Below are 21,695 nucleotides of genomic sequence, written 5' to 3' on the forward strand. Positions count from 1 at the left end.
CGGCATTGCCGGCTCGATTGATTGTCAGTCCTCGTCACCCTGAAACACCACTTCGCGGCGGCGCATGATCGCCGGCATCGCCATCATGATGACGACGATGGCAGACAAAGCCAGCAGGGTGGCGCTGATCGGATGGGTGACGAATGTCGAAAAACTTCCCTGCGAGATCAGCAGCCCGAGGCGCATGTTCTGTTCCAGAAGCGGACCAAGCACGAAGCCCAGCACCAGAGGTGCCGGCTCACAGCCGATCTTGCGCAGGAAGAAGCCGACGATGCCGAAGACCGCGCAGAACAGAACATCGACGACGCTGTAAGACAGGCCATAGGCGCCGATGGCGCAGAACATCAAAATGGCGGGGCACAAAAACCGGTAGGGAATGCCGAGAAGGCGAACCCAGATGCCAATCAGCGGCAGGTTCAACACCAGAAGCAGCAGATTGCCCACCCACATGCTGGCGATCAGCCCCCAGAAAAGGTCTGGCCGCGACTGCATGACTTCAGGTCCCGGTGTAATGCCCTGGATCATCATCGCACCGACCATCAGCGCCATCAGCCCGTTGGCGGGAATGCCGAGCGTCAGAAGCGGAATGAAGGAGGTCTGCGCGCCGGCATTATTGGCGCTTTCCGGCCCCGCCAGCCCTTCAATTGCGCCCTTGCCAAACCGGGACGGGTCCTTGGCGATCTTGCGTTCCAGCGCATAACTCGCGAACGAACTCATGATCGCACCACCACCGGGCAGCACGCCGAGGAAAGAGCCGAGCGCGGTACCGCGCAACACGGCGGGAAAAGCCTGTTTGAAATCCTGCCGGGTCGGCATCAGCGATCCGGTCTTTGCTGCCCCTGCATCCCGCTCCACGCCCTGCTGCAGGTTGAAGAGAATTTCGCTGACGCCGAGAAGCCCGATGGCAAGCACCACGAAATCGATGCCGTCGAACAGTTCCGCCATGCCGAAGGTAAACCTTTGCTCGCCGGAAGTCGGATCTATGCCGACGAGGCTGAGGGCGATACCGAAGGCGACCATGCCGACCGCCTTGACCGGTGATCCGCTCGACAGGAACACGGCAAACAGCAACCCGAAGATCACGAGACTGAAATAATCGGCCGGCCCGAAGGCGAGCGCAACGGCAGAAAGCGGCTTTGCGACAACGACGATCAAGACCGTCGCCACCGTGCCGGCAAAAAACGACCCGAGCGCCGCCGTGGCCAGCGCCACACCCGCCCTGCCCTGCCGGGCCATTGCATAACCATCGATGCAGGTGACGACGGACGAGGATTCGCCCGGCAGGTTGACGAGAATCGCCGTTGTCGAGCCGCCATATTGCGCGCCATAAAAAATGCCCGCGAGCATGATCAGCGCCGCCGTATCCGGCATCGTATAGGTGATGGGCAGAAGCAGCGCGACGGTGGCGGAAGGGCCGATGCCCGGCAGGATGCCGATCATCGTGCCGAGCGTGACGCCGAGCAGACAGTAAAAAAGGTTTATCGGCGTGACAGCCACGCCAAAACCGAGAACAATATTGGAAAGAAGATCGGTCATGGCAGCAACGGTATCCTCTGTCCGAGGCCGACAACGAAAATGAGGATGCAGGCAAAGATGAGCACTGCCGAAAGTAGCAGAACTTCAACCGGCCGGATCCTGCCATAGGCGATGCAGGCGAGCACGATCAGCACGAAAGCGGCGGCAATGAAGCCCAATGGCTCGATCAGCAGCGCAAAACCGACAATGCCGGCGACCGCCAGAAACGGACGCATTTTCGGCGCCACCCAGGCTTCGGACGGTGTCTTTCCCAGCAAATCCTGCAAAAGCAGCGCGATGCCGAGTGCGAACATCAAAGCCGCGATGACCGTCGGCATATAGCCGGGTCCGGGCTGGAAATTAGTGCCCATGCTCAGCGGCCGCGCGCCGTAATAAAGCCCCGCGGCGGCCACCAGAAAGAAAGCCCCGGACAGAATATTCGCCGTCAGTTTCGAGCCGTGTTCGGCCATGATTATCTCCCCTCCACACTGAGAATACGCCGCACCTCCCGACACGGCGTATTCAGATGCCGGATTGCTGGCTTAATCGGCCCAGACACATCCCTTCGAACGCATCATTTCGTAGCGATCCTCGATATCCATCTTGCCCTGACGGTGCAGTTCCATCATGTGGTTCTCGTGATCGTCGCGCTCCCGGCAGGCATTGACGAGTTTCGGGATATCGCTCTCGCGAACGACGACAACGCCGTCATCATCACCGCAGACGATATCGCCGGGGCTGATCAATTCGCCGCCCACCACCACCGGATGGTTGATGGTGCCGAGCGTGTCCTTGGAGGTGCCCTTCATGCAAAGGCCGAGCGAAAACACGGGGAAGCCGATCTCGCGCAGCCCCTTGCCATCACGCACGGCGGCGCTGACCACGAAGCCGACAATGCCCTTGCCGATGCAGGCGGCAGCCAGCACATCGCCAAAGCCCCCCTGATTGGGATTGTCACCGCCATCGATGACCAGCACGTCACCGGGCTTTGCCAGATTGATGGCCTCGAAAATCATCAGATTATCGCCGATATGGCATTTCGCGGTGATCGCAGGGCCGCAGATTTTCAGGCCCGGCTTGATCGGCTTGATACGATAATCGAGAGCGCCGAGCTTGCCCTGCGCCTCATGAATGGTGGCGGGGCTGAACTTACTGATCGCCTCGACATCGGCCTTGGAAGGGCGCTGGAAATTGCGGATGACATGGGCCATTGGCCGGGTTCCTTTCAACAGTGGGTCATGCCCGGACCAAACGCGGCCCAAGCGTCATTTTGATTAGGGGTGAGAGAAGCGGTCGGTACCGGCCGCTTATTTTGTCCAGGGCTTGCTTTTCCAGAGCTCGGCCAGATTGGCGTTGCCCTTCTTGAGCGCCTCGGCAAATTCGGCCTGCGTCAGCGGCAGCGTGGTCAGTTCGCGCTTCTTGGCGTCGGCAAGATAATCCGGGTCCTCTAGCGCCTTCTGGAAGGCATCGACCAACTTTGCCTCCACATCCGCCGGCAGACCTTTCGGCGCACCGAAACCGGCAAGCAGGCTGAACTGAACATCGTAGCCGGCTTCCTTGAAGGTCGGCACGTCAGGCGACAGCGGCGAGCGCTCGGTACCTGATGTGGCCAGTACACGAAGTGCGCCGGAACGATTGTCGGCAAAAACCTCGTTGAGGTTCATGAAACCGAGCGTGACGTGGTTGCCAAGCATGGCGAGCCTTGCTGGTCCGCCGCCATTGAAGGGCACGAAGTTCAGCTTCACGCCCGCCGCATCTTCAAACAGCAGCGCAGTGATCTGGCTCGGATGGCCGATGCCGGTCACGCCGACGACGACCGGGTTAGCCTTGGCCGCCTCGACGAATTCCCTGGCGGTCTTGATCGGCGACACCTTGTTGACCGTCAGCGCCAGATCGCCGCCGATCTGGTTTGCGAGCGGGGTGAAGGCGTCCTCCTTGTAGCTGGCGTTGCCCTGCACGATCGGCGAATACATGGACGGAAAATTCAACGCACCGATGGTGTAGCCATCAGGCTTGGCATTGGCGATATAGGTTGCGCCGATCAGCCCGCCGGCACCTTCGCGGTTTTCCACCACGACCGATGTGCCGAGATATTTTTCAAGATAGGGCACCAGCGCCCGCGACTGGAGATCGGTGCCGCCACCGGCCGGATAACCGATGACCAGCGTCACCGGCCGCTCCGGATATTCCGCCGCCGCCCCTCCCGCAGCAAAGATTCCCGCTGCCGCCAACACACCAAGCAGAGATGTCTTCAAACGCATATCTTTTCCTCCCCGATACGCTTTCACCGGGGAGGCTAGGAACAAGCCATCAACAACACAAATACCGAGTTTTCAAACTACCCATACAAATCTTTTATGGGTTGAAAGAAGGTTCGCGCCTTGCGACCGACCGCAGCAGGTCCCGAAACAGCCTGAAGGTGCGCTCATCCACCTCCCTGCCCTTCAGCAGATGGATGGAGCGATAAATAACCGGATCGGTTATATGCGCGGCCTCAAGCTGGCCGGCCTCCTCCTCCTGCTGAACCGAATTCCATGACAGGATCGTCGCACCGATGCCGGCGCTTACGGCCCGTTTGATCGTATCCTGCCCGTCTATCTCCATCGTCACATTCAGGCCAATACCGGCGCGGGTAGCGGCCTCGTCTATCGATGCGCGCAGCGGATTATCTCTCGGCGGCAGGATCAGATTGAGCTGAGCCGCAGCCTCAAGCGGCATCGACCGGCCGAGTGGCCTTGAGGAAACTGCAAACAAGCTCTCCTTGACGATGAGATCGTCGGCCTTCTCTTCCGCACCGACAAGCGCAACCGCCATATCCACCTTGCCAAGACGAATGAGTCGTAGCGATTCATCATTGCGTGCCTCTATCAGCCGCAGCGAAACCTTGGGCATCGAAGCGGCAACTTCACTGATGATGCTTGGTGCAAAGGCCGTGGCCCAGGAGGGGATGAGGCTCAGCCGGATCACCCGCTCGTCCAGATAGGCCATGGCGCGAATTTCCGCCTCCGCCTGCCGAACTTTCTCGGTGATCTCCCGGGCATGGGCGAGAAGCACTTCGCCCTTCTCCGTCGCCTTCACGCCGCGCGCCAGCCGGTGCAGCACGGGAAAACCCACCAGCCGTTCGAGTTCCGTGATGTGGTGGCTGAGCGCCGGCTGGGCTATCCCCAACTGCCGCGCCGCAGCCGACATTGAGCCGCAATCGGCAATCGCGACCAGATATCGCAGCCTGCGCAAATCCAACATGCCCGCTTCCACCTCCCGCCGGTTCACGAGGTGATCATGACACCAAATCGCCGCCGTGACCTAGGGCAAAAAGCCCTTTTCCGCGAAAGGTGGGCAATGGGGCAAGTGATGGGGTAAGACAAGATTCTTATGACAGCCGGCTAAGGCTTTTCTCCGCTTCTTTCCCATGACACGGTCCTGGCTGCGATGGGGAGCGGGATGGATCCTAAGACCGGTATTTTGCTCAAGCTGACGGCCATGCTGGCATTCACAGTCATGTCCGCCTGTGTGAAGGGCCTGGACGGGGCGATCCCGGTGGGCGAAGTCGTTTTCTGTCGGGGATTTTTTGCCCTCATTCCCCTCTGTCTCTGGTTCATCGCATCGTCCGAGCGGATAACCATCCCGGCCCGGAAAAACATCGGCAGCCTGCTCGCGGGCAGCTCGGCCGGGCTTGGCGGCATGTTCTTCGGCTTTCTGGCGCTCGCTTATCTGCCGCTGGTGAATGTGACCGTGCTGAGCTACACGACGCCGCTTTTCACCATCATGCTGGCAGCGCTGCTCTTGCGCGAAAAGGTGCGGGTTTTCCGCTGGTCCGCCGTGCTCACCGGCTTCATCGGCGTCTTTATCACCTTATCACCCAATCTGGTCTTGGATACCGCATCAGGCCGGATCGATGGCGTTGCAATGATCGGAACCGCACTGGCGCTGACCGGTGCGCTTTGCGCCGCCTTTTCCTCCATCGCCGTCCGTCACCTGAACAGCATCGAAAAGCCGTCACGCATCGTGCTCATCTATACGCTGACGGGAGTTGTCGCCGGCTTCACCACGATCATATTTGGATGGAAAATGCCGGATTTTCACCAGTTCCTGCTGCTTGCCGGCGGGGGTCTCGCCGGCGGCATCGGCCAGATCACCATGACGCTCAGCCTCCGGCATGCCCAGGCCTCGCTGCTGGCGCCTTTCGATTACACGACGATGATCTGGGCGATCGCTCTCGGTTATCTCTTCATGGCCGAAGTTCCGACGGGCGCGACCATCGTCGGCGCACTGACAGTCATTGCTGCCGGACTGTTCGCCATGTGGCGCGAAAGCCGGCTGGCGAAACAACCCATCAGGGAGCCGAGAGCGTAAGCTCATCGGTGATACGCTTTTTATGCAGCCGCCTTTCCCGCCATAACGTGAATAAGCCGGCAGCAACCACGATCGACGCTCCCATAATGGTGGTGAGCGCCGGCACCTGATCCATGAAGGCGTAACCGATCAACAGCGCCCAGATCATCGTCGTGTAATCGAACGGCGCCAGCAGCGACGCCTCCGCATAGCGCAGGCTGAGCGTTACCAATATCTGCGCGGTTCCGCCGATGAGACCGGTGCCGATCAGCAGTGCCCATTGCCACGCGGTCGGCATTGTCCAGCCCATGCCGATGCTCGCAAAACCGATGACGGTGGTGAGCAGGGTGAAATAGAAGATGATCGCGCCGGTATTTTCCGTCTGCGTCAGATGCCGAATCTGGATCATCGATATTGCGGAGAAAAAAGCGGCAGCCAGTCCAAAAAGACCGCCGAGCATGGCAATACGGGTGCCAGAAGTGATATCCGCAACATCGAAGGAAAAATGTGGCGACAGGATCAGCACGATGCCGCACAGCCCGAAGACCACCGCCGTCCAGCGATACATCCTGACGACTTCCTTCAAAAGCAGCATCGCCAGAATCACTGTGAAGAGCGGTGTCGCGTAGCTGATGGCCGTAGCATCGGCGAGCGGAATATAGGCCAGTGCCAGATAGCTGAAAACCATGCCACCGGTACCGGAGAAACTCCGTACCAGATGCCCGCCAATGTGGCTTGTGGCCACCTGCCTCCGGAAACCGCCCTGCGAAGCCATCCACAGACAGAGCGGCAGCATGGCCACCGCCGACCTGAAAAAGACGACCTGGCCGATGGGGATCTCTCCCTTGAGACCGCTGATACAGGCGCCCATCAGCACCAGCGCAAGTGCCGCGGAGATTTTAAGGAGAATGCCTTTGCGGGGTTCCATGGTTCGTTCCTTCGGACGTCTTCGAACCGTTTCACCACGCAAAGGCTGGATATCAAACCTCAAAGCAGTGTCCATAGGAACTTCGTCTGACCCCATTAATGCTGCCCACATGGTAGCTATTGCTGATGGACAGGCTGCGGATTCCGCTCCGTTTGCCCGCCACCGTGGGGATACAAAAAGACGTTGGAAACCAATATGGATCTGGAAAAGATCAAGAAACTGATCGAGTTTGTCGGCTCTTCGCGAGTGTCCGAATTGACCGTGAGCCAGGAGGGAACCACGGTCCGGATCATTCGTGAAAACAGCGCCATTTCACTGCAATCGCCATCCCCACAGCCCCGGCCTGTTCCGGTGGCGCAAACAGCATCCGAGACACCGCGCGCCGAAGAACAGGCTTCGGCCTCCACCGTCGCCGGTCCGGCACCATCCGGCATCGTCGCAGCGCCCTCATTCGGTCTTTTCCATCGCGCCCCGAGCCCCGGCACGCCGCCTTTCGTCGAAGCCGGTGATGAGGTCAGGCATGGACAGGAACTCTTCATCATCGAAGCAATGAAGGTGTTCAACACCGTGAGAGCCGAACGCAGCGGCAGGATCGCCAGATTTCTCGCCAATGACGGCGAAGATGTCGAACTCGGACAGCCGGTGCTGGAGTTCGAATGATGGATGCGTCACTCCCAAAGGCAACGGCCGAACAAAGAACATTCGACAGTGTCCTTATCGCCAATCGCGGCGAGATCGCACTGCGCGTGCAGCGCGCCTGCCGCGAACTCGGCCTGAAGACCGTCATGGTCTATTCGGAAGCCGATAAGGATGCGGATTATTTGAAGGCGGCCGATATCGCCATCTGCATCGGCCCGGCCTCTCCCGGCCAGAGCTATCTCAACGCGCCGGCCATATTGCTCGCAATGGAGCTAACCGGCGCTGGCGCGGTTCACCCCGGTTATGGTTTTCTATCCGAAAGAGCGTCTTTTTCGGAGGCCGTGGAGGCGGCGGGAGCCGTCTTCATCGGCCCACGCGCCGACGCCATCCGCACCATGGGCGACAAGATCGCGGCGAAGCGGGCGATGATGAAGGCCGGCGTGCCCTGCGTTCCCGGCCCTGATTCCGCCCTGCCGGATGACATGGCCGAAGTCTCGAAAATCGCCGCCGAAATCGGTTATCCCGTCATCGTCAAGGCGGCCGGCGGCGGGGGCGGACGCGGCATGCGCGTTGTGCGCGAGGCTTCCGCCCTTCAGGACGCCGTGCTCGTCACGCGTGAAGAAGCAAGCCGGGCATTCGGCACGCCGGAACTCTATATCGAGAAATTCCTCGAACATCCGCGTCATGTCGAAATTCAGGTTCTCTGCGATGGCCATGGCGGTGGCGTCTGGGTGGGGCTGCGCGACTGCTCCATGCAGCGCCGGCACCAGAAGGTCGTCGAAGAAGGCCCGGCCATCGGCATCCCGCCGGATGTCGCGGCTTTCGTCGGCAATCGCTGTGTGGAAGCCTGCCGCCAGATCGGTTATCGCGGGGTCGGCACTTTCGAGTTTCTCTATGAAAACGGCGAATTCTACTTCATCGAAATGAATACCCGCCTGCAGGTCGAACATCCGGTCACGGAAATGACCTCGGGCGTGGATCTGGTGCGCCAGCAGCTTCTCGTCGCCCTCGGCCATCCGCTCGAGATTTCGCAGGAGGACATCACCTGCGAAGGGCATTCGATCGAATGCCGCATCAATGCCGAAGACCCCTATAATTTCATTCCCTGCCCAGGTCTGATCACGTCCCTTCACCTGCCGGGCGGCCCCGGCGTGCGGGTCGATACCCATGTGACGGCGGGTTATCGGGTTTCGCCCCACTACGATTCCCTGATCGCCAAGCTCATCGTCCACGCGCCGACGCGCGAACAGGCGATTCTGCGCATGCGCCGCGCGCTTGGCGAAATGCGCATCGAAGGCGTCTCCACCAACCTGCCGCTACATCGGGAAATATTGGACGACCCGGCCTTCTCCGAAGGCGGCACGGATATTCACTACCTCGAACATTGGCTTGCAGCGCGGAGTGCCCAGTGAAACGACAGCCTGTTTCCATATCCCGCTACAGCAAGCCCGGCACGATTGCCGATCTTGCCGCTCACCTCGAGCGCAACAACGTCTCCGCCATCGAGATCGAGACCCCCGATGGGTCACTGAAGATCGTTGGCATGGCAGGCGATCAGACCCCTGCCGCGCTGCGGCCCATTGAAACGAACAAAGCGCCGGTAAAGACGGGGGATATTCTCGCCCGCGCTCCGATGGCTGGCATCTTCACACCCGCCCATCCGCAGCGCCCAGACCGGGTGGTTCAGGCAGGACAATCCGTAGTGAAAGGTGAAATCGTCGCCTTCGTGACGGCAGGCCTCGTGCTTGTTCCGGTCATCGCCGAAAAAGCCGGCACCGTCAGCGAAATCGTGGCGGAAACCGGCACGCTTGTCGGCTATGGCTTTCCCCTTCTCAAGACCGAAACATGATGGTGACGTCGATGAGCAACCTCCCGCTGAAAACGCCCCACCTCACCCCCGCCCATCTGGGCCTGCCGAAAATCTCGATGATCGGCAACAGGACGTTTCTGATCGAAGCGCCCGGCGAGCTGGACCTTCCCGCCCAGCGGCGCATCTGGGCGCTGACGCGCGCGCTAAAAGATCGCCCGGAGGTGCTGGAACTCATACCCGGCATGACCAATCTGCTGATCGTGCTGCGCGGCACGCCTGAAGATGCCGGGCGCTTGCAGGACGAGCTTCTCGACATCTGGCAAAGAACCGCGGAACTCGATCTTCTCGGCAAGACCATCGAGGTGCCGACGACCTATGGCGGCGAACACGCCATCGACCTTGCGGCGATCTGCGATTATTCCGGCCTGCCGGACAAGGAGGTCGTGCGTCTGCACTTCGAGCGCACCTATACGGTTTTCGCCGTCGGCAGCGCACCGGGCTTCGGTTATCTCGGCGGCCTCGATCCGCGCATTTTCATGCCGCGCAAGAAAGTCCCATCGCTTCGCATGTTGAAGGGCATGGTGACGATCGGCGGCATGCAGTCCGGCATCTCGGTTCTGACCGGGCCAAATGGCTGGAACTCGCTGGGTTTCACCGAAATCACCATGTTTGATGCCACGGCCGAACAGCCGGCGGTGCTGGCGCCCGGCGATCGCGTTCGCTTCCTTCCCGAAAGGATCGAACTATGATCCATGTTCTTGCCTGCGGACCGCTGAACACCGTGCAGGATCTCGGCCGCGCGGGTTACCGCAATATCGGCATCACCGCCACGGGCGCGATGGACCCGATTGCGCTCAGGGTCGGCAATCTTCTCGCCGGGAACGGCGAAGAGGCCGCGGCGATTGAAATCCAGACCTTTCCTTTCCGCATCGAATTCGAAGAGGCGCTGACCTTCGCGGTAACCGGCGCGGATTGCGCTGCACGGCTCGATGGTGCGGATTTACCGCCTTACTGGTGTGTGCGGGCCGAGAAGGGTCAAATCCTCGAGCTTTCGACCCCGCTGAAAAACGCGCGGGCCTATCTCTGCCTTCAGGGCGGCATCGACGTTCCGGTGGTGATGGGATCGCGCAGCACTTCTCTTCGCGGCTCATTCGGCGGTCACGAAGGACGGCATCTCACCACCGGCGACAGGCTGCCAGTTCTGCCATCCGTGCCGCTCGCTCTGCCTGCAAGCGGCCTGGGCCTTACGCCGCTTGCAGAAGCGATACCGGACATGTTTCCGGTGTCCGACACCGGCGAATTGCTGCTGAGAGCCATTCCAGCCGCCGAACATGATCTTTTCGGCGACAGCGCCGAACGTTTCTGGTCGGAAGCCTGGAAAATCACCTCACAGAGCGACCGCACCGGTTACCGGCTGGCCGGAACACCGCTGACCCTTTCGGCTCCCGTGGAACTACGTTCCTATGGCGTCATCCCGGGCGTGGTTCAGGTGCCGCCAAGTGGCGAGCCGATCATCCAGATGAGCGACGCCAACACGGCTGGCGGTTATCCCAAGATGGCCGGCATCATCGACAGTGACCTGTGGCGTCTCGGCCAGGCCCGCATCGGCAGCCGCATCCGCTTCGTGCAGGCAACGGTGCGCGAGGCGCTGGAGGTCGAAAAGGCAATCGACGACTATTTCGCGGATATCCGCAGAACCCTGCCGCTGGTTACCGCCGCACTCGGCACGCTGATAAAACGATAATCCTGAAGAACAAGGAGAGGGAACCATGAAGATCGATGTTAATTCCGACATGGGCGAAGGTTTCGGCGTCTATAAGGTCTGCGACGACGAGAAGCTTATGGAAGTCGTCTCTTCGGCGAATATCGCCTGCGGTTTCCATGCCGGCGATCCGGAAATGATGGCGCGCATGGTGCGTCTTGCCAAACAGAACGGCGTCGGCATCGGCGCCCATCCCGGCCTTGCCGACCGTCTCGGCTTCGGCCGCCGCGAAATTCCCGTCGACGCGGAAGAAATGGAACAGCAGGTTCTCTACCAGCTCGGCGCGCTTTCGGCGATTGCGAAAGCGCAGGATGTCGCGCTCTCCCATATCAGCTTCCATGCCGCCATGGGCAACATGATCAATCGCGATGCGGCCCTTGCCGAACGGATCATGAAAAAGATCAGGGCGGTCGATCCCGAACTGATCGTTTTTTCGATGCCGGACATGCTGATCGAAAAGGCGGCGCTGGATTGCGGCCTGAAAGTGCTCAACCTCTTCCTCGCCGACCGCGCCTATGATGTAAAGGGCCAGCTCGTGCCACGCAAGCTGCCCAATTCCGTCATCAAGGAAGAGGGAAAAGTTCGTGCGAGGGTGCGCCAGTTTTTGGAAAAAGGCACGGTCACGACCATCGAGGGTGAGATCATTCCCGTTCGCGCCCGGTCGATCCTTGTTCACAGCGACACACCCGGCTCGCTGGAGCTTGCCCGCACGGTGCGCAGCGAAGTGGAAGCCTGCGGCGGCAGCGTCGCGCCGGCTCGCGAAGTGATCGCCTGAAGCGCGGCACGCCTCATATTCTGACGTACCGAAAGTTACGGCATCGCATTCCCTTCAGGAGCGCGGTGCCGTAACTTTGCCGGCTATCTAATTACGGCATAGATTTGCATCCACCGCAAGCCGGGCCGCATGAGCGCCCCGGCCATAAAACCATCAATTCAGCTGGATCACGTGGTTGCTGTCGCTCGTCCAGCTCAGTCTCACCCGGTCACCGGCGGCGCTGACGGCATTGGTGAAACCTTCCGTCTGGGTCTGCCGGTAAGCGATCATCGGCTCGCCATTGTCGAGGCGCAGATAGTAATGCAGCATGAAACCGCGATAGACGACCTGCTCCACCCGCGCCGTGGTGGAGTTGCCGGGGCTTTCAGCGGAATCGGCCGCAAGCGGCGAAACCGAAACGGCCTCGGGGCGAACCGTGACGACGACCTTGTCGCCCTGCACGGCACCCATATCGTCCACATCAAGCCGGACACCAGAACCGGTCACGAGCCGCGCGGATCGGCCGCGATGTTCCTCCACCATCGCCTCGAAGAAGTTCGAGGCGCCGATGAAACCGGCGACGAAGCGTGTCAGCGGCTTCTGGTAGATTTCGCCGGCCGGTGCGATCTGCTCGAGATTACCATCCCGCATCACGGCAATCTGGTCCGCCATGGTCAGGGCCTCGTCCTGATCGTGGGTTACCATGATGGTGGTGAGACCAAGTCGCTGCTGCAGGCTGCGGATTTCAACCTGCATGCTTTCCCTCAGGCCTTTATCGAGTGCGCCGAGCGGCTCGTCGAGAAGCAGCATGGAAGGTTCGATCACCAGGGCACGGGCCAGCGCCACACGCTGCTGCTGGCCGCCGGAAAGCTGCGCCGGCAGCCGATCTCCGAAGGCGTGCAGCTGAACGAGATCAAGCGCCTGTTTAACGCGCCCTTCCCGGTCGGCCTTGGAGATACCCCGCATCTCGAGACCGAAGGCAACGTTTTCGGCAACGGTCATATGGGGAAACAGGGCGTAGTTCTGAAAGAGCATGCCAACGTTGCGGCGGTGAACCGGGGTGCGCGTGGTCGGCTTGCCGCCGACCACGATTTCACCCGAGGTGGGATCGACAAGCCCCGCAATCATACGCAGGCAGGTCGTTTTCCCGCATCCGCTCGGACCGAGAAGCGCAAGAATCTCCCCTGCCTTGACGGTCAGCGAAACATCATCGACGGCAACGACCTGACCGCCGTAGTGTTTGGTCAGTCTTTCCAGGCGGACTTCTACGGATTTCATCAGCGTTCCTCAGCCGTTAAAAGTCTGGTTGTATTTTTCGAGCCATTGGGCGCGGCGCGGAATGATGTATTTCCAGTCCGGTGTGAACAGGTTCAGCGATTCCATCTTCGCTTCCGGATAAGCGAGGAATTTCGCCGTATCTTCGCCAAACTCGACACCCTTGACGGAAGGCGCGCTGAGGGTGGCTTCCGAAAGCATCTTCTGCACGCCGGGGTCGAGAATGCGGCTGATATAGGCAAGCGCGAGATCGCGGTGCGGCCCGCCCTTTACCAGCGCGATGGAGTTGATGCCGGTGAAAGCGCCTTCCTTCGGGAAGGTCATGTCGAGCGGCACGCCCTTCTTGGTGTGCGGATAAACTGCCTTGGAATATTCGATACCGCCGAAATCCGCCTGGCCCTGCGCCACCATCATCGTCTGCGCTTCCGCGTCATAGATTGAGAGCACGTTCGGCTTCAGATCGGCCAGTTTGGCCCAGCCGGCATCCGTATCATATTGTGCTTCTTTCAGCGGCTTGCCGGTTGCAAGGGCGGCCGCCACCATCAGCATCAGCACGCTTTGCGTGTTCTTCGGTGTGTTGAGCAGCATGCGGCGAGCATATTTCTTGTCGAACATCTGTTCGTAACTCTCGAACGGCTTGCCCGTCGTCGGATTGTAAAACAGGCCGGCGATAGAGATCGCAAAACCGACGCCGAAATTGTCTTCGAAAAGATAACGGGAATAGACATTCTTGAGGTTGGGGATTTCGTCCATCGGCAATTGTTCGATCAGGCCTTCCTCCTTGGCCTGCGGAACGCCGACATCGTCCATGGACATCACACTATATTGCGGATTTTCGCGGGTGGCGCGTAGCGTGGCGATATTGGCAAGCGTCGCACCTTCGGTCGTCAGCACCCGGCACTTATATTCCTTTTCGAAAGCCGGGATGACTTCCTTCTTGATCAGCCCGCCCTGCGCCGAATTATAGACGCCGACATACATGGTGCGGTCCTGTGCAGAGGCCGCGGTGTAGAAATAGGGTGTGGCGAGCGCGCCTGCGGCGACTGTCAGGAAACTGCGCCGTTTCATGATGATGGTCTTGTCTGTCATTTCCGGTACCCCTCTTGTTGTTGATTTACATAGCCATTGCCCGGCGCAGACCCACCAGCCTGTCGAGGACGAGCACAACGGTCACCGCCAGAAGGATGATGATGGTGGACATGGTCGCGACTGAAGGATCAAAGACCGTGCCGATCTGGCGATAAAGAACGATGGGCACGGGCAGGTTCGCGGAATCCGCCAGCCACATCGAAACGGGATAATTGTCGAAAGAAACCATGAAGCAGAAGATCGAGCCGGAGGCGACGCCGGGCGCGATCTGCGGAAAGATCACCCGCGTGAAGGTTTTCCAGCGGGTGGCGCCAAGCGTGCGCGCCGCCTCCTCAAGGCTGACATTGACGAGCTGGAGGCTGGTCAGCACCGTGCGGATCACATAGGGCGAGGTGACAACGGTGTGGGCGATCAGAAGTTTCAGCTTGGTATCCATCCAGCCATAGCCGGAAAAGAGCTGCAGCAGCGCAAGACCTGTCACCAGTACGGGAAAGATCAGCGGCGAAAGCAGCAGCCCTTTCATCAGCGAGCGGCCGATGAATTTTCCCCGCGAGAGCGCAAAGGCTGCGGGAACACCGAGCGCCAATGAAAGAATGGTGGTGGCGACAGCCAGCGCCGCGCTGAAGGTCAGGCCGGCGGTGAATTCCTCGTTCTGCATCACCGCCGCATACCAGCGGAAGGTGAAGCCCTGCGGCGGGAAGGTGACGAAGTAGCTGTCGGAAAACGAGAGGGCGACAACGAGGACGGTCGGGGCCAGGATGAAGACCATCATGGCGGCGGTAATCGCATAAAGGACGATGGCGGAAGTGCCCGTCAGCTTGTTGTTCATGACGCGCTTGCCTTGATACGACGCCCGCCGAGCAGCCTCATCGAGACGGCGTTGATGAGAATGACGATGAAGACGAGGATGGTGGCAATGGTGGCGCCGAACGGCCAGTCATAGACCGCGAGAACCTGTTGCTCGACCATGTTGCCCAGCATCTGCGAGCCGGGACCGCCAATAAGGGCGGGAATGACATAAGATGCCGAGGCCAGAGAGAAGACCAGCGTGAAACCTGCGACGAGGCCGGGAAGGCTGAGCGGGAAGGTGATCCGCAGGAACACTTTCCATGCCGGCGCGCCGAGTGTGCGGGCCGCCTGCTGCAGGTTGGGATCGATCTTGCCAAGCGCGGAGGACAGCGGCAGCACCATCATCGGGAAGAAGATGTGCAGGGAGCCGATGATGACGGCAGCATCGGAAAACAGCAGCGTCAGCGGACTGTCGATAATGCCGAGATTCATCAGGACATAATTCAAGAGACCCGTTGGGCCATTGCCGAGGATGAGCTGCCAGCCATAAGCGCGAACCACGACGCTGACGGCCAGCGGTGCGATCACGATCAGCGTTATGATGCGGGTCGTGGTGATATTGCCGCGCACGAGAACGGTCGCGACCGGATAGGCCAGTATCGCGGCGATGATGGAGGTGATGAGACTGATACGGATCGTCGCCCAGAGCACCTTCTGGTAGAGATCGACCTCGAAAAACCTGATGTAATGGGCAAGCGTGAAGGGTGTACCGATCAACCCCTGCGAATTCTGCGTCATGACGCTGAAGGTCATCAAGCGGATGGCCGGAAGAAAGAAAAAGAACAGCAGAAAGATCAAAAGCGGCAATATGAGTATGCCGGGCGAAAACAGCCGGCGCTCAATGGCTTTCCAGCCGGAGATTCCACGGCGTGGCGGGGCATGGGGTTTCATGATCGCAATATCCGACATCTATACTCCCGTCGCGTTGAATACGGCACGAGGCATCGCGTTGAGCCGAACGACGGGGTCGTCCAAGCCCTATGACTAGAATTTGCTGGGTGTGCTCCCTGTCCAGGTATCCGGTCTTTTGCCGATACCCGTCGCATGTTTCTGCTTGCTCGCGTCGGTTACCTCTTTGGGCAATATTGCCCGACGCGTCGTTCCCTTGGTTGTTACCCCGAGCTTAGGGTCTAAGCCGACGGGCTGCATAATATTTTATTGCTCTGAGGTCATCGCATACGAATATGGACTTCACACCCGTTTGAAGGCGATGCATCAAAATCCCGTATGACCTCACATCGAAGTCGTATTGGGGAAACGGCGGAAAATTCCCGTAACCTCTTTGTCATGCACTGGCATCGCGACGATGCCTGCCTTCACCGTTACAATCGGAAATCATCCATGCCCACTATCGCCCAGCGCCTCAACAACGTCACCGTTTCGGCCTCGCTCGCCATGACCCAGAAAGCCCGCGACCTTGCAGCCCAGGGCATCAAAGTCATCAGCCTGTCTTCCGGCGAACCGGATTTCCCGACCCCTGCCCATGCGGTCGAGGCGGCGCATGCGGCAGCCCTTGCCGGCGATACGAAATATCCGCCGGCCGACGGGACGCCAGCGCTGCGGGCCGCGATCCAGCGAAAGTTCAAGCGCGACAACAATCTCGATTACGATCCGAGCCAGATTCTGGTGGCAGGCGGCGGCAAGCAGATCATCTTCAACGCCATCATGGCAACCTGCGACCCGGGCGATGAAGTCGTCATTCCCGCACCATCGTGGATCAGCTATGCCGATATCGTCAAGTTTGCCGGAGCGGTGCCGGTGCCGGTGGTTTGCCCGGAGAATAACGGTTTCCGCCTGCGGGCCGAAGATCTCGAAGCCGCCATTACCCCGAAGACCAAATGGCTGCTTTTCAACTTCCCCAACAACCCCACCGGCGCTGCCTGCTCCCGCGCGGAGATGAAAGAAATCGCCGCGGTCATGCTGCGGCATCCGCATGTCTGGATCATGACTGACGACATGTATGAGCACCTCATCTATGACGAGTTCGAATTCTGCACCATCGCCGAGGTCGAGCCACGCCTTTACGACCGCGTCCTGACCGTCAACGGCGCATCGAAGGCCTATGCCATGACCGGCTGGCGCCTCGGTTTCTGCGGTGGCCCGAAAGATCTCATCAAGGCCATCAGCAACGTCAACACCCAGAATAGCGGCGGTGTCGCCACCATCGTGCAGGCTGCCGCCGTTGCGGTTCTCGACGGTCCGCAGGATCTGCTGAAAGAGCGCGCCGATATCTACAAGACACGCCGCGACTTCGTGCTCGGCAAGCTTTCGGAAATCGAGGGGCTTCGCTGCCACAAGCCCGAAGGCGCCTTCTATATCTTCCCGAACATTGCCGCGCTGATCGGCAAGACCACGAAGGGCGGCACGAAGATCGAGAACGATACCGATTTCGTCATGGCGCTGCTCGCCGAACATCACGTTGCGACGGTGCAGGGCGCGGCCTATGGCCTGAGCCCCTTCTTCCGGCTCTCCTATGCCACGAGCATGGAGAACCTCGCCGAAGGCTGCGCCCGCATCGCCGAATTCTGCAATGGAATGAAATAGGGAGAACAGCATGCTGGGAGGAAGTGGCCGTGTCATCATGGTTTCCGGTGCATCGCGAGGCCTTGGCCTTGCGATCACCACAAGGCTTCACGAAGCCGGTTTCACCGTCGCGGCGGGAGCGCGAAATCCATCCGCCATTGCGGTGAAGGACAGGCTTTCCGCCGACCGATATGATGCGGAAGAGGCGGGATCGGCAGAAGCCTGGGTTGATGCCGTCGCCTCCAGATACGGCCGGATCGATGGGCTGGTGAATTGCGCCGGCATCAATCCCAAGGTCCGGGTCATGGATACGGGCGAAGAAAGCCTCGACCAGATGTGGCGTATCAACGTCAAGGGTCCGCTCAGGGTCACGCGCGCCGCCATCCCTCACCTCGTGAAGACCGGACAGGGCAGGGTCATCAATGTCGCCTCGCTGGCGGGGCGGCGTGTCGGCTCGAATGTCGGTTATGCGATGACGAAATTTGCCGTCGTCGCGCTTACCCACGGCATCCGCCAGGAATTGTGGGACAGCGGCGTGCGCGCCACCGCCCTCTGCCCCGGTTACATCGCCACCGACATGACAGCTGGCGAAACCGAAGTCAGCCGCGAGGATATGACCCAGCCGGCAGATCTTGCCGAAATGGTGGAAACGCTGCTTTGCCTGCCGAACAATCTTTCGGTGGCCGAATTGCTGGTGAATTGTCGCAAGGAATCGATGCTTTAGTCTTTTTTCACGCGCCGGGCCGGAAAACAGGCCGGCGCGTGATCACAAGCCGGTGCGCCTTTATTTCAGCGTTTCCGCCAGCTGCAGCAGGATTTCCTTCACGGCAAGCGCGGGCTCTGAGAGCGGCGTATTATCCGATACGCAGAAGGACAGGGTTTCCTCGATCATCGGGCTGGCGATCTGCCGGACGACAATTTCCTCATTGGATTCCGCCACGATACGATCGGCGATGGCCTTGGGCGTTATGGTCGCGCCAAGCCCGGCATCCACACCACGTGCGATGGTCCTTACCGATTCCAGCTCCGCCATCACGAGCAGATCCTTGCGGCTGCGGGTGAAGGCGAGATTGATGGCCCGGCGCACGAAATTATAGGTCGGTGGCAGAAGAAAGGGCAGATATGCCAGATCAGCAACTGTGATCGGTGCATCGCCGGGCTCCACGCCGAAGCTGCGATGCACGACCAGCACGAATTCCTCACGCAATAACGGCGTGAACTTGACGCCACGGATCGGCCCGGTGCCGTGGATCAACCCCATCTCCAGACGACCATTCATGATCATCTGGCTATAGGGCTGGCTGACGCTTTCCGTGATGTGCAGCAGAATACCGGGATGAAGTCGTTTTGTTTCCTCCATCAGACGCAGCGCCAATGTGGCGGCGCTGCTGAAGGGCGCGAGCCCGACCGACACTTTGCCGGACAGCACCGCACCTGCCTCCAGCGCCTCCGCCTGCGCCTGCTCCATCTGACGCAAAATCACCTGGGCATGCCTGTAGACGACCTTGCCGGCATCGGTCATGACGACGCCCTGCTGGCTTCGGGTCAGCAGTTTCTGGCGGAAATGTTCCTCGATGCTCGCCAGCTGCTGGCTCAGCGCTGGCTGGGCGATATGCAACACATCCGCCGCTCTTGTTATGCTCCCCATATCGACAATCGTTATAAACGATTTCAGACGCCTGATATCCATCTGCTGCTGCTTATCCCATTACTGCTTGCAGGGATAAGATGCGCAATTTGCCGATAATGTCCATCTTGCATTTCCCCGCCTGTCCCCGTCCGCATTGCGGTACGGGGACAGTGATCCACACTGCGCGTGAAGAGGGCCGTCAGGCCGTCATTCAGGCTGCCTTCAGAGACCCCCGATAAGCGTCCGCTCCCGAACCGAGTTCGAACTGGCCGAGCAGCCGGTTCAGCGCATCAACCTCCCCCGCCAGAGTGTGGCTTGCGGCAGTCATTTCCTCGACCATCGCAGCATTTTTCTGCGTGTCCTGATCCATCTGGTTGACGGCGATGTTGATCTGCTGAAGGCCGGACGATTGCTCCTGCGCGGATTCGACGATCGCGGCGACGTGCTGATTGATCTCCTGCACCTCGGCGACAATCACGTCGAGCGCCTTGCCGGTATCGCCGACAAGATGCACGCCCTCCTCCACCTGCTGGTTCGACTTGGTGATCAGCGACTTGATCTCCTTCGCCGCACCGGCGGAGCGTTGCGCCAGCTCGCGCACTTCCTGCGCGACGACTGCAAAACCCTTGCCCGCCTCACCCGCACGCGCCGCCTCAACGCCGGCATTGAGCGCCAGAAGGTTGGTCTGGAAGGCAATCTCATCAATTACACCAATGATGCTGGAAATCTCGTTTGACGATTTCTCGATCCGCTCCATGGCGATGACCGCCTGGCGTACGACCTCGCCCGATCGTTCGGCGCCGATACGCGTGCGGGAGACGAGCCGACCCGCCTCATGCGCTCTGCTGGCGGCGTCTTTCACCGTGACAGTGATCTCTTCAAGGGCTGCGGCCGTTTCTTCCACGGCGGCAGCCTGCTGCTCCGTGCGCCTTGCCAGATCATCGGCCGCCGCCTTGATTTCATGAGCGCCCGAATCGATGCCGGAGGCGTTTTCCGACACGCGCAGCAGCGCATTCTGCAACTTTCCGGAGGAGCCGTTGAAATCATTACGAACCGCATCGAGCTGTTCGACGAAGGGTTCATTGATACGGCACGACACGTCGCCCTCGGCAAGTTTTGCCAAGGCGTAGGCCAGACTGTCGACAGCAAACCGGATGTTGCCCGCCTCATCGGCGGCCTGGCGTTCGCGGGTCAAGCGCTCCTGTTCCCCGAGAGTGCGATTGGTCTCTGCTTCCTGCTCAAGCGCGGCCTTTTGCCGGTTGCTTTCACGAAGGACGTCCAGCGAGCGGGCCAGATCACCGATCTCATCCCTGGTCGCAATATCCTTCAATGTCAGCTGGAGGTTTCCCTGTGCGATCTGGGCGGTCTCACCGATGATGTTCGTGATGCGGCCGATGAACCGCCGGGCAATGAACCAGCCCGCCAGCGCCAGAAGCACCGCTGCCGTCATGATCGTCAAGGCAGCATCGCGCATCATCGCATGCAGCTGCGCAAAGACCGTGTCTTCCGGCACCGAGACGATTGCGTACCATTTCATGTCCCCGGTCAGCGTGACCGGCGAGGCAACGTTAAGCGAAACCGTTCCGTCCTGTGCCGTCATTTCCCGCTCGATGCCGGGATTTGCGATCAGCTGATCCCAGCCGGCGGTTTGCGCACCGCCATCCGCGAGGCTTTTCCCCATGATCGCCGCATCTGGATGGCTGATGATCTTGCCGCTGCCACTGACAAGGCTTACGAAACCCGTTCCCATGGGCCGAATGGTCGACAGCGCCTTGCTCGTTTCCTCCAGCGAAAGATCGAGGCCAGCGACCCCCAGTGGCTTACCATCGACGACAACCGGCTTGGCAACCGAAGTTATAAGAACCTCCTTGCCGTCGATCGCATAAGCATAGGGTTCGATGACGACGGTTTTCTTCTGCGTGAAGGGCAGTTGATAATAATCGCCCGGGCCTGCAGTGGTATAGTCCGTCAACGCGGTATTGCTTATTTTGCCACCGCTGCGCACCCAATAGGGCACATAACGACCGGTTGCGTCATACCCTGCCTTGTTGACGAAGTCCGCATCCCTGCCATCGAAGGCGTTCGGTTCCCACCCGGTCCAAAGACCAAGGACTTCAGGATTGTTCGCCAGCATGTGCTGGATAAGCTGATCAGCCTTGCTCCGATCGGCCTCGCCCGACTGCTTCATGGATTCCAGAACGGAAGCGAGACTGTTGACGATATGAATGGTGCCACCGATCTTCTTTTCGGTCACCAAGGCTTCGGCATGCGCTATCTGCCGCATACGCTCAAGGCTGTTGGCCTTTGTATCCTCAAAGGAGCGATAAAACAGCACGGCAGAGGCCGCGATTGTTGCAATTACGCCGCACGCGGCGACCGCGAAGATATTGCGGCCCGTAGTCGATTTAAACAGCATGCCCTTCCCCCCAAAAGTCCCTGCCGCGACGGCGGACGCCGCTACGGGTGCCCGCAACTGTCAATGATCGGGCTGGAAGGTAATATTAGAAAACTATGCTTAAAAATTACTTTCCACCCTGCATTTAAGCAGTCCAAGGGAAGCGAAATACATCATGAAGTTGTATTATCGCA

At 59.8% G+C, this 21,695-nt stretch carries 21 protein-coding genes; 9 read left to right on the forward strand and 12 right to left on the reverse strand.

Annotation, left to right across the window (positions count from 1 at the left end; translation table 11 throughout):
• Positions 1 to 24: 24 nt before the first annotated feature.
• The 5 genes from PL640_RS11505 to PL640_RS11525 all read right to left on the reverse strand — a co-directional run bounded on the left by PL640_RS11505 (position 25) and on the right by PL640_RS11525 (position 4,758).
• Entirely contained in the window at positions 25 to 1,536 is a 1,512-nt protein-coding gene (locus PL640_RS11505; protein ID WP_269698912.1) for a tripartite tricarboxylate transporter permease, read from the reverse strand.
• The gene (locus PL640_RS11510; RefSeq protein ID WP_271361985.1) at positions 1,533 to 1,985 is read right to left on the reverse strand and encodes a tripartite tricarboxylate transporter TctB family protein; all 453 of its coding nucleotides are present in this window, start codon (positions 1,983 to 1,985) and stop codon (positions 1,533 to 1,535) included. Before PL640_RS11510 ends, PL640_RS11505 begins: the two co-directional genes overlap by 4 nt.
• 72 nt (positions 1,986 to 2,057) lie before the next feature.
• Complete coding sequence (locus PL640_RS11515) at positions 2,058 to 2,726, reverse strand: 4-carboxy-4-hydroxy-2-oxoadipate aldolase/oxaloacetate decarboxylase (RefSeq protein ID WP_271361986.1); 669 nt, start codon at positions 2,724 to 2,726, stop codon at positions 2,058 to 2,060.
• A gap of 96 nt (positions 2,727 to 2,822) precedes the next feature.
• Positions 2,823 to 3,776 (reverse strand): tripartite tricarboxylate transporter substrate binding protein, encoded by a 954-nt coding sequence (locus tag PL640_RS11520; protein WP_271361987.1) that lies wholly within the window; start codon positions 3,774 to 3,776, stop codon positions 2,823 to 2,825.
• A gap of 94 nt (positions 3,777 to 3,870) precedes the next feature.
• Positions 3,871 to 4,758, reverse strand: coding sequence for a LysR family transcriptional regulator (locus PL640_RS11525; RefSeq protein ID WP_271361988.1), 888 nt, complete (start codon positions 4,756 to 4,758; stop codon positions 3,871 to 3,873).
• Between the two features lie 198 nt (positions 4,759 to 4,956).
• Between PL640_RS11525 and PL640_RS11530 the strand changes: the two genes are divergently transcribed.
• Positions 4,957 to 5,868 carry a DMT family transporter gene (locus PL640_RS11530; protein ID WP_271361989.1) on the forward strand — a complete coding sequence of 304 codons (912 nt, stop codon included), beginning with the start codon at positions 4,957 to 4,959 and terminating at the stop codon, positions 5,866 to 5,868.
• Here the strand turns inward: PL640_RS11530 and PL640_RS11535 are convergent.
• Positions 5,849 to 6,775 carry a DMT family transporter gene (locus tag PL640_RS11535; protein WP_271361990.1) on the reverse strand — a complete coding sequence of 309 codons (927 nt, stop codon included), beginning with the start codon at positions 6,773 to 6,775 and terminating at the stop codon, positions 5,849 to 5,851. The genes PL640_RS11530 and PL640_RS11535 overlap by 20 nt on opposite strands.
• A 195-nt stretch (positions 6,776 to 6,970) precedes the next feature.
• Here PL640_RS11535 and accB point away from each other — a divergent pair, with 195 nt between their 5' ends.
• The 6 genes from accB to PL640_RS11565 are packed head-to-tail and all read left to right on the forward strand — an operon-like array spanning position 6,971 to position 11,761.
• Positions 6,971 to 7,435, forward strand: coding sequence for an acetyl-CoA carboxylase biotin carboxyl carrier protein (gene accB / locus PL640_RS11540; RefSeq protein WP_271361991.1), 465 nt, complete (start codon positions 6,971 to 6,973; stop codon positions 7,433 to 7,435).
• Positions 7,432 to 8,826 carry an acetyl-CoA carboxylase biotin carboxylase subunit gene (accC, locus tag PL640_RS11545; RefSeq protein WP_271361993.1) on the forward strand — a complete coding sequence of 465 codons (1,395 nt, stop codon included), beginning with the start codon at positions 7,432 to 7,434 and terminating at the stop codon, positions 8,824 to 8,826. The genes accB and accC overlap by 4 nt, the downstream gene beginning before the upstream one ends.
• Positions 8,823 to 9,263 carry an acetyl-CoA carboxylase biotin carboxyl carrier protein gene (locus PL640_RS11550; protein ID WP_271361995.1) on the forward strand — a complete coding sequence of 147 codons (441 nt, stop codon included), beginning with the start codon at positions 8,823 to 8,825 and terminating at the stop codon, positions 9,261 to 9,263. The genes accC and PL640_RS11550 overlap by 4 nt, the downstream gene beginning before the upstream one ends.
• Positions 9,260 to 9,973, forward strand: coding sequence for a 5-oxoprolinase subunit PxpB (gene pxpB / locus PL640_RS11555; RefSeq protein WP_271361996.1), 714 nt, complete (start codon positions 9,260 to 9,262; stop codon positions 9,971 to 9,973). The genes PL640_RS11550 and pxpB overlap by 4 nt, the downstream gene beginning before the upstream one ends.
• On the forward strand, positions 9,970 to 10,968 hold the full coding sequence (locus PL640_RS11560) for a biotin-dependent carboxyltransferase family protein (RefSeq protein ID WP_271361998.1): 999 nt from the start codon (positions 9,970 to 9,972) through the stop codon (positions 10,966 to 10,968). Before pxpB ends, PL640_RS11560 begins: the two co-directional genes overlap by 4 nt.
• Before the next feature lie 25 nt (positions 10,969 to 10,993).
• Positions 10,994 to 11,761 carry a 5-oxoprolinase subunit PxpA gene (locus tag PL640_RS11565; RefSeq protein ID WP_271361999.1) on the forward strand — a complete coding sequence of 256 codons (768 nt, stop codon included), beginning with the start codon at positions 10,994 to 10,996 and terminating at the stop codon, positions 11,759 to 11,761.
• 153 nt (positions 11,762 to 11,914) lie between these two features.
• Here the strand turns inward: PL640_RS11565 and PL640_RS11570 are convergent, their stop codons facing one another.
• The 4 genes from PL640_RS11570 to PL640_RS11585 are packed head-to-tail and all read right to left on the reverse strand — an operon-like array spanning position 11,915 to position 15,862.
• Complete coding sequence (locus tag PL640_RS11570) at positions 11,915 to 13,018, reverse strand: ABC transporter ATP-binding protein (protein WP_271362000.1); 1,104 nt, start codon at positions 13,016 to 13,018, stop codon at positions 11,915 to 11,917.
• A 9-nt stretch (positions 13,019 to 13,027) separates the two neighbouring features.
• Entirely contained in the window at positions 13,028 to 14,104 is a 1,077-nt protein-coding gene (locus tag PL640_RS11575) for an ABC transporter substrate-binding protein (protein WP_271362001.1), read from the reverse strand.
• A gap of 25 nt (positions 14,105 to 14,129) precedes the next feature.
• Positions 14,130 to 14,933 (reverse strand): ABC transporter permease, encoded by an 804-nt coding sequence (locus tag PL640_RS11580; protein WP_271362002.1) that lies wholly within the window; start codon positions 14,931 to 14,933, stop codon positions 14,130 to 14,132.
• The gene (locus PL640_RS11585) at positions 14,930 to 15,862 is read right to left on the reverse strand and encodes an ABC transporter permease (RefSeq protein WP_142841680.1); all 933 of its coding nucleotides are present in this window, start codon (positions 15,860 to 15,862) and stop codon (positions 14,930 to 14,932) included. The genes PL640_RS11580 and PL640_RS11585 overlap by 4 nt, the downstream gene beginning before the upstream one ends.
• A gap of 432 nt (positions 15,863 to 16,294) precedes the next feature.
• Between PL640_RS11585 and PL640_RS11590 the strand changes: the two genes are divergently transcribed.
• Together PL640_RS11590 and PL640_RS11595 are read left to right on the forward strand one after the other, a co-directional pair.
• A complete protein-coding gene (locus PL640_RS11590; RefSeq protein ID WP_271362003.1) occupies positions 16,295 to 17,497 on the forward strand; it encodes a pyridoxal phosphate-dependent aminotransferase in 1,203 nt (400 codons plus the stop codon).
• Between the two features lie 10 nt (positions 17,498 to 17,507).
• Positions 17,508 to 18,200 carry an SDR family NAD(P)-dependent oxidoreductase gene (locus PL640_RS11595; RefSeq protein ID WP_271362005.1) on the forward strand — a complete coding sequence of 231 codons (693 nt, stop codon included), beginning with the start codon at positions 17,508 to 17,510 and terminating at the stop codon, positions 18,198 to 18,200.
• A gap of 60 nt (positions 18,201 to 18,260) precedes the next feature.
• Here PL640_RS11595 and PL640_RS11600 read toward each other — a convergent pair whose 3' ends face one another.
• Together PL640_RS11600 and PL640_RS11605 are read right to left on the reverse strand one after the other, a co-directional pair.
• Positions 18,261 to 19,166 (reverse strand): LysR substrate-binding domain-containing protein, encoded by a 906-nt coding sequence (locus PL640_RS11600; RefSeq protein ID WP_142841683.1) that lies wholly within the window; start codon positions 19,164 to 19,166, stop codon positions 18,261 to 18,263.
• A gap of 151 nt (positions 19,167 to 19,317) precedes the next feature.
• Positions 19,318 to 21,522, reverse strand: a complete 2,205-nt coding sequence (locus PL640_RS11605) for a methyl-accepting chemotaxis protein (RefSeq protein ID WP_271362007.1) — start codon at positions 21,520 to 21,522, stop codon at positions 19,318 to 19,320.
• Positions 21,523 to 21,695: the final 173 nt, after the last annotated feature.

Source organism: Agrobacterium sp. ST15.16.024 (assembly GCF_027956545.1).
Lineage (GTDB): Bacteria > Pseudomonadota > Alphaproteobacteria > Rhizobiales > Rhizobiaceae > Agrobacterium > Agrobacterium cucumeris.

Bases quoted from the DNA above. Each gene is read 5' to 3' on its own strand.
- PL640_RS11505 (WP_269698912.1), bottom strand. From the start codon at position 1,536: ATGACCGATCTTCTTTCCAATATTGTTCTCGGTTTTGGCGTGGCTGTC.
- PL640_RS11510 (WP_271361985.1), bottom strand. From the start codon at position 1,985: ATGGCCGAACACGGCTCGAAACTGACGGCGAATATTCTGTCCGGGGCT.
- PL640_RS11515 (WP_271361986.1), bottom strand. From the start codon at position 2,726: ATGGCCCATGTCATCCGCAATTTCCAGCGCCCTTCCAAGGCCGATGTC.
- PL640_RS11520 (WP_271361987.1), bottom strand. From the start codon at position 3,776: ATGCGTTTGAAGACATCTCTGCTTGGTGTGTTGGCGGCAGCGGGAATC.
- PL640_RS11525 (WP_271361988.1), bottom strand. From the start codon at position 4,758: ATGTTGGATTTGCGCAGGCTGCGATATCTGGTCGCGATTGCCGATTGC.
- PL640_RS11530 (WP_271361989.1), top strand. From the start codon at position 4,957: ATGGATCCTAAGACCGGTATTTTGCTCAAGCTGACGGCCATGCTGGCA.
- PL640_RS11535 (WP_271361990.1), bottom strand. From the start codon at position 6,775: ATGGAACCCCGCAAAGGCATTCTCCTTAAAATCTCCGCGGCACTTGCG.
- accB (WP_271361991.1), top strand. From the start codon at position 6,971: ATGGATCTGGAAAAGATCAAGAAACTGATCGAGTTTGTCGGCTCTTCG.
- accC (WP_271361993.1), top strand. From the start codon at position 7,432: ATGATGGATGCGTCACTCCCAAAGGCAACGGCCGAACAAAGAACATTC.
- pxpB (WP_271361996.1), top strand. From the start codon at position 9,260: ATGATGGTGACGTCGATGAGCAACCTCCCGCTGAAAACGCCCCACCTC.
- PL640_RS11560 (WP_271361998.1), top strand. From the start codon at position 9,970: ATGATCCATGTTCTTGCCTGCGGACCGCTGAACACCGTGCAGGATCTC.
- PL640_RS11565 (WP_271361999.1), top strand. From the start codon at position 10,994: ATGAAGATCGATGTTAATTCCGACATGGGCGAAGGTTTCGGCGTCTAT.
- PL640_RS11570 (WP_271362000.1), bottom strand. From the start codon at position 13,018: ATGAAATCCGTAGAAGTCCGCCTGGAAAGACTGACCAAACACTACGGC.
- PL640_RS11575 (WP_271362001.1), bottom strand. From the start codon at position 14,104: ATGACAGACAAGACCATCATCATGAAACGGCGCAGTTTCCTGACAGTC.
- PL640_RS11580 (WP_271362002.1), bottom strand. From the start codon at position 14,933: ATGAACAACAAGCTGACGGGCACTTCCGCCATCGTCCTTTATGCGATT.
- PL640_RS11585 (WP_142841680.1), bottom strand. From the start codon at position 15,862: ATGTCGGATATTGCGATCATGAAACCCCATGCCCCGCCACGCCGTGGA.
- PL640_RS11590 (WP_271362003.1), top strand. From the start codon at position 16,295: ATGCCCACTATCGCCCAGCGCCTCAACAACGTCACCGTTTCGGCCTCG.
- PL640_RS11595 (WP_271362005.1), top strand. From the start codon at position 17,508: ATGCTGGGAGGAAGTGGCCGTGTCATCATGGTTTCCGGTGCATCGCGA.
- PL640_RS11600 (WP_142841683.1), bottom strand. From the start codon at position 19,166: ATGGATATCAGGCGTCTGAAATCGTTTATAACGATTGTCGATATGGGG.
- PL640_RS11605 (WP_271362007.1), bottom strand. From the start codon at position 21,522: ATGCTGTTTAAATCGACTACGGGCCGCAATATCTTCGCGGTCGCCGCG.